The organism is Okeania sp. SIO2F4, from assembly GCF_010672385.1.
GTDB lineage: Bacteria > Cyanobacteriota > Cyanobacteriia > Cyanobacteriales > Microcoleaceae > Trichodesmium.
The window spans coordinates 1-3,564 of record NZ_JAAHGT010000971.1 but is presented as its reverse complement, the minus strand read 5'-3'; the positions used below and the strand labels follow the sequence as shown (position 1 = coordinate 3,564).

3 protein-coding genes are annotated in these 3,564 nt (G+C 36.4%); all 3 read right to left on the bottom strand.

The genetic code is table 11. The features are described 5' to 3' along the window. Positions 1 to 917: cyclic nucleotide-binding domain-containing protein (locus F6K22_RS35775; protein ID WP_293109343.1), on the bottom strand; the 917-nt coding region annotated here is incomplete at its 3' end. Between the two features lie 568 nt (positions 918 to 1,485). After that, positions 1,486 to 2,241 (bottom strand): peptidylprolyl isomerase, encoded by a 756-nt coding sequence (locus F6K22_RS35770; RefSeq protein ID WP_293109341.1) that lies wholly within the window; start codon positions 2,239 to 2,241, stop codon positions 1,486 to 1,488. Positions 2,242 to 3,249: 1,008 nt separating this feature from the next. Then, entirely contained in the window at positions 3,250 to 3,423 is a 174-nt protein-coding gene (locus F6K22_RS35765; protein WP_293109339.1) for a hypothetical protein, read from the bottom strand. Positions 3,424 to 3,564: the final 141 nt, after the last annotated feature.

Genomic DNA, 3,564 nt, shown 5'->3' with positions numbered 1-3,564 from the left:
TGTTTCGCCAACATCTGGAAGCAAGCTAAAGGAGCTGCTATTTCTCCCTTAGCGCGAAAGATTGGGTACTTTTTTGATGGGGTATCTTGAACAACGTTAGTCTCTGGTGGACGTGCTGGTGCTTGGGGAACCATAGATAAATCCAGGGGTGCTAGTTGACCAGTTTCGGCCCCATTTTCTATCGTTGATTCCTCCTGTTGTTGTTCAGGAAGTCCTATAAGTCTTGCGCCTCTTTCTCCTTCTACTTTTATAGATCTACCTGCTCTATCCAAAACTACCTGACTGCCTGGGGGAAAATCTGCTACTATCCCACTACTGACTAGCCAGATTTTTTCTGGGTCGAGGATGGATTCTAATTCCTTAGTTTTATTGTCTCCTTTCGGTAGGTTTACTACTAAAGTATTGTGAACAACGTTTTTAGCTAGTTCTTTAAGGTTACTATTAACCTCAGCTCTTCTAGCAAATTCTTGGCTTAGTAGTTCAAATACTTCACTTATTGCCGGACATTCGAGAAAGACTTCTCCAAATTCTGGTTCTGTTTCTAGTATTGCCAAGAAATCTGCTGCTGGTAGAGTAACAGCGATTAAGTCTGTTGAGGCAAGTGCTGTTTCACAAGGCATTCCTCGCAGCAACCCTGCCCAACCTAGGATTTCTCCTGGTCCTACCAATTGCAGACTGATGTGACGTTGGGATTGCTGGTCATAACCTAATACTCGTGCCTGACCCTGATAGATGATTGCTATCTGGGTAGGCATTTTTTCTCTTTCAAATAATGGTTGGCCACTTTTGTAGCCAAGCAGTTGACACTTGCCTACTAATTGAGTTTTCAGGGCATTTTCTGAAAGTTTGTTAAATGGTGGCTTATTTGCCAGAAATTCTTGTACTTGTGCTCTTGATATTGTCGAAGAAGTAGCCATCTAGTTTATATTATTTCACTATATTTGATTTGGAGGATAAGTGTTGATTGTCCGAATTTTTAATTAGATAATTAGGTATTTATCATAACTTTGGTCAATGATCGACGCTCTCTTGACACAGAGCAAGAGCATCATATTGGAAGACCAGTTAATATTGCACTTCCGACCATAATCTGCTAAGGTAATCGCGGTTATAGTCAAAGTCTATTGAGTAAGCTTAAGACCGAAAACAAGTTTGACCTTATAGGTAAGTTCTGTGTCAGTGTTTAGCTGCGTCACATGAAAAAATAAGCTCCTCTAATAGCGCAGCTACCACCCAAGAAGCTAGAGGAAACTTCTCTGTGTCTTAGCGTAGCTACGACCCAGGAGGTAAGAAACAACAGAAACCCAAATTTTGCGATGGGAACATCCTAAAGTTAAGGTTTCATTTCATTTACCATTACCTTTAGCTGAAGTTAGAGGGAAGAAAATCCGAAATTTCCTTTTTTATCCCATAAAGGGAAGGCTTGAAACCTTACTTCATAGTCAATCACGATTCAGATGATATAAATTCTTCACCTCTAAACTTTTAAACTTTTACATCTGATACATCTGAACGTAATGGCTTAAGGGTGCCTATTTTTCCCATTTGTTCTCTGATCCAACTTTCTAGTAATTCATTCATTAGATTTTGGCGCATTGACTCATCAAGTTGTGCTGGGATAAATTTTTCCAACCTAATAATTACTGTCCATTCTGTTAATGGACGTGGTGTCCATATCTGACCAGGTTGACTTACTGATAAAATTTTACCTATAGAAGGGTGTGGTTGACTTAGGGGAACAGGACCTAACAAGCCTCCTGTTCGCCCTTCTGGACCTTCAGAATATTGACGAGCAATTTCTGCAAAAGTTTGCTCTCCTTCTACTATGCGAAAGTATAGTTCGTGGGCTAGACCGGGATTTTTTGTCCTAATTAGAGAGTAAACTACTTGGTCTAAGCTGCTCTTGCGGGTAAGAAAATATCTTTCTACTTGGTTACTCCAAGTTTGTTGTTTAAATTTTTCCAGTAATATTGGCCTGATTGCCATTTCTTCTAGTTGTTCTTGGGTCATGTTTTGGCTTTTCAGCCATGCTTGTTTCGTTTCGGGGTTATTTAACTGGTATTGGGTCTCAAATTTTTCTAAGGCCGTCCTTTTTTCCTCTTCTGTGCAAGTCAAGTTAGCGATCGCTTGGTCAATTATTACGCCTCGTAAAAAATGAGGCATTAACTGATAACGTTGTAATAACGATGGAATATCTTGGGCTTGCAATAATTTATCACCGATTTGAAATAATCCTGTCATTTTTTATATCTCCAACTGACTTGCACTATCTTTTTAATTTAGTCTTCTCTTGAAAGTAGTGGCAAATTACTTAGTAATTCATTTTTTGAGTACCTGGATTTAGGCAACCCATGAGTTTTAAACACTACTTCTAAAGACTTTATTATTTTCATTCACTATATCTATTATGTAGAAACCATTTTAGTTCCTTTGTTAATATTACTTATACCGAATTATTACGGTAAAAACAATACAGGTTTATTCAGGAAAGTTCAGTAAATTTTAAATTCAGTTTTATTCAGGAAAGTTCAGTTTTATTCAGTGCCGTGTTAAACAGGGTATTCGTACTTTGATTCTTGCGTATGGTGAATTCTTTCAACAATCACAATACGCCAGAACTCCTGACCATTGTTCTTGTTGGTAAAGACGACTAACAGCTTTTGGGGACACTGCCCAAACAAGTTGCTTCTTGACGAAGATGATGTCCTTTTTCTATCTGTCAAGCTACTTGAGTATGGCATTTATTATCCATTATACTCTTTCATAAAGATATCAAATGGGTTCTATAGTGGTTTTAGGTTAGTCTCGATCGATTGATATTTATAAGTAGTCAAGCAAAATTAATTGTATATTTAGTGATGGCTTTAATTAGGTAGGCAAAATTATTTTTTATTTACTTGGTCATGTACAATTAGATTTTTCTCCTATTCCCTATATTCCCTACTCCCTTAAAAAGGTTAAATTAATTTTACACAGATGCTTACTAATCGGATATCGAAAATATATAATTTTGACCATTATAAGGCAATGACGTATTGTAGTTTTGAGCTGTTCTTCTATGAATAGGAGCTAACTCTAGAGTTATAATGCTCTCGATATAGGTAGAAAATATATATTTCTCTATACTATAGCTTTACTACTATAAATAATTATTTTTTGGCTCTGCTCGTTATCAATATGCTAATTTAGAATATAGTATTTCTATATCATAACATCGTCTGACTACTAAATTTTTCATTTAAAAATGTTCTAATTGGGTTTAATATCAATTCCAAATCTTGTGTTTGATAGTCTTTGATTTGGAGACAGCTCAGTAATTAACGTTTGGGGAATCTCTTTTTGTTTTGTCTTTCTTCCTTGTTCCTTCTCTAAAAATGGAGTTTTGTCTGGCAGTTGTTCAAATTTTTGAGTAGATTTTTGCATTGGTATGAAATTTGCTTCTTCCCGATTCTTTTCTCTTTGTTTCTTCTCTAAAAATGGAGGTGTGTCTCACAGCTGTTCTAATTTTTGGCTAGATTTTTGACTTGGTATAGAGTTTCTTTGTTCCTTCTCTAAAAATGGAGT